We start from the raw sequence: 3,906 nt of genomic DNA on the forward strand, positions 1-3,906 counted from the left end.
ATACCATGCGGGATCCGCACTATTTTCGGTGATAGCAAAAAATAAAAAAGTATAAATAATAAACAAAATTATAAGAGAAGGAGAACATGATAAGCGCAGGCCGAGCAATTTAAAGAAGTGTGATATACAACATAAAACAGCAGCATGACCTTTCTATATTTCGTTGCTTATCGAAGTGTTAATTTTCGGGTGGATTACTCTGTTTGTTGATTAATAACGGAGAAAAATATGATTGCTGTAATATTTGAGGTGCAAATACAACCCGACCAACAAACTCGCTATTTGACTTTAGCTGAGGAGTTAAGACCACTATTAAGTCATGTAGCTGGTTTTATTTCAATTGAACGTTTTCAAAGTCTAGCTACAGAAGGAAAAATGTTATCGCTATCTTGGTGGGAAAACGAATACGCAGTTCTGCAATGGAAAAATCATGTTTTACATGCGAAAGCTCAACAAGAAGGGCGAGAGTCAATATTTGATTTTTACAAAATTAGTATTGCTCATATTACTCGCGAATATTCATTTAAAAAGGACAAGGATAATGTTTGATGTTCACGTTGTTTTAGATAATCAAATAGGACAATTAGCATTACTAGGAAAAACATTAGGTAATAAAGGTATTGGATTGGAAGGGGGAGGGATATTTACGGTTGGTGATGAATGCCATGCTCATTTTCTTGTTGAACAAGGAAAGGAAGCTAAAATAGCGCTAGAGCAAGCTGGACTGTTAGTACTTGCGATCCGGACACCATTAATTCGTAAGTTAAAACAGGAAAAACCGGGGGAACTTGGCGAAATAGCACGAGTATTGGCGGAGAATAACATTAATATTTTAGTGCAATACAGTGACCATGCTAACCAACTGATATTAATAACGGACAATGATAGTATGGCTGCATCTGTTACGCTCCCTTGGGCAATAAAGTGAACTTGCGATGGCTAATTTAATACGAAAAGAGGTTACCTTTGAGTCCTCAATAGCCGCGATAGGGGCGGCTATGTCTGACATTTCACGAGTTAAAATACTCAGTGCTTTGATGGATGGGCGAGCTTGGACGGCCACTGAGCTAAGTTCTGTGGCGAATATATCAGCTTCAACGGCGAGCAGTCATTTATCTAAATTATTAGATTGCCAGCTAATCACAGTAGTAGCTCAAGGCAAGCATCGTTATTTTCGGCTAGCAGGAAAAGATATTGCTGAATTGATGGAAAGTATGATGGGGATCTCCTTAAACCATGGCGTACATGCCAAAGTTTCCACGCCAGTGCATTTACGAAAAGCACGTACTTGCTATGATCATTTAGCTGGCGAAGTTGCCGTTAAGATCTATGATTCCCTTTGTCAACAGCAATGGATCACTGAAAATGGTTCAATGATCACATTAAGTGGTATTCAATATTTTCATGAAATGGGAATTGACGTTCCTTCCAAACATTCACGTAAAATCTGTTGTGCGTGTTTAGATTGGAGTGAACGCCGTTTCCATTTAGGTGGGTACGTTGGAGCCGCATTATTTTCGCTTTATGAATCTAAAGGGTGGTTAACTCGACATCTTGGTTACCGTGAAGTTACCATCACGGAAAAAGGTTATGCTGCTTTTAAGACCCACTTTCACATTTAAGTTGTTTTTCTAATCCGCATATGATCAATTCAAGGCCGAATAAGAAGGCTGGCTCTGCACCTTGGTGATCAAATAATTCGATAGCTTGTCGTAATAATGGCGGCATACTATCAGTAGTAGGTGTTTCCCTTTCTTCTTTAGCGACTTGATGCTCTTGATCTTCCAATACGCAACCTAAAGTAAAATGCCCCACAGCGCTGAGTGCATATAATGCATTCTCTAGTGAAAAACCTTGTTGGCATAAAAAGGCTAATTGATTTTCGAGAGTTTCATACTGTTTTTCTGTAGGCCGTGTACCTAAATGTACTTTTGCTCCATCGCGATGACTTAGTAAAGCACATCTAAAACTTTTAGCGTTATTACGTAAAAAATCTTGCCAGCTTTCCCCTTCTAAAGGGCAAAAGTGAGTATGGTGCCTATCTAACATCTCAATGGCTAAGGCGTCGAGCAAAGCCCGCTTATTTTTTACATGCCAATACAATGTAGGCTGCTCTACACCTAGCTTCTGGGCGAGTTTACGGGTTGTTAAACCTTCGATTCCGACCTCATTAAGCAGCTCTAATGCGCTGTTAATCACTTTACTTTTATCTAATCTAGACATCATTAATTCCTAATTTTTGTTGACACTCTATCATTGATAGAGTTATTTTACCACTCCCTATCAGTGATAGAGAAAAGTGAAATGAATAGTTCGACAAAGATCGCATTGGTAATTACGTTACTCGATGCCATGGGGATTGGCCTTATCATGCCAGTCTTGCCAACGTTATTACGTGAATTTATTGCTTCGGAAGATATCGCTAACCACTTTGGCGTATTGCTTGCACTTTATGCGTTAATGCAGGTTATCTTTGCTCCTTGGCTTGGAAAAATGTCTGACCGATTTGGTCGGCGCCCAGTGCTGTTGTTGTCATTAATAGGCGCATCGCTGGATTACTTATTGCTGGCTTTTTCAAGTGCGCTTTGGATGCTGTATTTAGGCCGTTTGCTTTCAGGGATCACAGGAGCTACTGGGGCTGTCGCGGCATCGGTCATTGCCGATACCACCTCAGCTTCTCAACGCGTGAAGTGGTTCGGTTGGTTAGGGGCAAGTTTTGGGCTTGGTTTAATAGCGGGGCCTATTATTGGTGGTTTTGCAGGAGAGATTTCACCGCATAGTCCCTTTTTTATCGCTGCGTTGCTAAATATTGTCACTTTCCTTGTGGTTATGTTTTGGTTCCGTGAAACCAAAAATACACGTGATAATACAGATACCGAAGTAGGGGTTGAGACGCAATCGAATTCGGTATACATCACTTTATTTAAAACGATGCCCATTTTGTTGATTATTTATTTTTCAGCGCAATTGATAGGCCAAATTCCCGCAACGGTGTGGGTGCTATTTACCGAAAATCGTTTTGGATGGAATAGCATGATGGTTGGCTTTTCATTAGCGGGTCTTGGTCTTTTACACTCAGTATTCCAAGCCTTTGTGGCAGGAAGAATAGCCACTAAATGGGGCGAAAAAACGGCAGTACTGCTCGGATTTATTGCAGATAGTAGTGCATTTGCCTTTTTAGCGTTTATATCTGAAGGTTGGTTAGTTTTCCCTGTTTTAATTTTATTGGCTGGTGGTGGGATCGCTTTACCTGCATTACAGGGAGTGATGTCTATCCAAACAAAGAGTCATCAGCAAGGTGCTTTACAGGGATTATTGGTGAGCCTTAACAATGCAACCGGTGTTATTGGCCCATTACTGTTTGCTGTTATTTATAATCATTCACTACCAATTTGGGATGGCTGGATTTGGATTATTGGTTTAGCGTTTTACTGTATTATTATCCTGCTATCGATGACCTTCATGTTAACCCCTCAAGCTCAGGGGAGTAAACAGGAGACAAGTGCTTAGTTATTTCGTCACCAAATGATGTTATTCCGCGAAATATAATGACCCTCTTGATAACCCAAGAGGGCATTTTTTACGATAAAGAAGATTTAGCTTCAAATAAAACCTATCTATTTTATTTATCTTTCAAGCTCAATAAAAAGCCGCGGTAAATAGCAATAAATTGGCCTTTTTTATCGGCAAGCTCTTTTAGGTTTTTCGCATGTATTGCGATATGCATAAACCAGCCATTGAGTAAGTTTTTAAGCACATCATCATCATAAGCTTTAAGTTGGTTCTCTTGGATCAATTTGCTGACAATGGCGTTTACCTTACCAGTAATGTATTCAAGGCTAATTTTTTCAAGTTCATTCCAACCAATGATAGGCATCACTTCTTGGATAGGGATAAGGTTTTTAT

Annotated in this window: 5 protein-coding genes and 1 pseudogene; 4 read left to right on the forward strand and 2 right to left on the reverse strand. The window is 39.7% G+C overall.

Annotated elements, in window-relative coordinates; all coding sequences use genetic code 11:
• The first annotated feature begins 228 nt into the window (after positions 1–228).
• The 3 genes from K5Q92_RS23395 to K5Q92_RS23405 are packed head-to-tail and all read left to right on the forward strand — an operon-like array spanning position 229 to position 1,622.
• Entirely contained in the window at positions 229–549 is a 321-nt protein-coding gene (locus K5Q92_RS23395) for an antibiotic biosynthesis monooxygenase (protein ID WP_000562370.1), read from the forward strand.
• Positions 542–928, forward strand: coding sequence for a hypothetical protein (locus K5Q92_RS23400; RefSeq protein WP_000460651.1), 387 nt, complete (start codon positions 542–544; stop codon positions 926–928). Before K5Q92_RS23395 ends, K5Q92_RS23400 begins: the two co-directional genes overlap by 8 nt.
• Before the next feature lie 7 nt (positions 929–935).
• On the forward strand, positions 936–1,622 hold the full coding sequence (locus tag K5Q92_RS23405) for a helix-turn-helix transcriptional regulator (protein ID WP_001284954.1): 687 nt from the start codon (positions 936–938) through the stop codon (positions 1,620–1,622).
• Here K5Q92_RS23405 and tetR(B) read toward each other — a convergent pair.
• Positions 1,600–2,223 (reverse strand): tetracycline resistance transcriptional repressor TetR(B), encoded by a 624-nt coding sequence (gene tetR(B) / locus K5Q92_RS23410; protein WP_000088605.1) that lies wholly within the window; start codon positions 2,221–2,223, stop codon positions 1,600–1,602. The genes K5Q92_RS23405 and tetR(B) overlap by 23 nt on opposite strands.
• A gap of 81 nt (positions 2,224–2,304) precedes the next feature.
• Here tetR(B) and tet(B) point away from each other — a divergent pair, with 81 nt between their 5' ends.
• The gene (gene tet(B), locus K5Q92_RS23415) at positions 2,305–3,510 is read left to right on the forward strand and encodes a tetracycline efflux MFS transporter Tet(B) (RefSeq protein ID WP_010446567.1); all 1,206 of its coding nucleotides are present in this window, start codon (positions 2,305–2,307) and stop codon (positions 3,508–3,510) included.
• 112 nt (positions 3,511–3,622) lie between these two features.
• Here tet(B) and K5Q92_RS23420 read toward each other — a convergent pair.
• A pseudogene (locus tag K5Q92_RS23420) lies at positions 3,623–3,906 on the reverse strand (tetracyline resistance-associated transcriptional repressor TetC); the annotation flags it as partial.

Source organism: Shewanella sp. MBTL60-007 (assembly GCF_019654915.1).
Classification (GTDB): domain Bacteria; phylum Pseudomonadota; class Gammaproteobacteria; order Enterobacterales; family Shewanellaceae; genus Shewanella.

What these genes read in the sequence shown, in the direction of transcription:
- K5Q92_RS23395 (WP_000562370.1), top strand. Translation starts at nt 229, where the DNA reads ATGATTGCTGTAATATTTGAGGTGCAAATACAACCCGACCAACAAACT.
- K5Q92_RS23400 (WP_000460651.1), top strand. Translation starts at nt 542, where the DNA reads ATGTTTGATGTTCACGTTGTTTTAGATAATCAAATAGGACAATTAGCA.
- K5Q92_RS23405 (WP_001284954.1), top strand. Translation starts at nt 936, where the DNA reads ATGGCTAATTTAATACGAAAAGAGGTTACCTTTGAGTCCTCAATAGCC.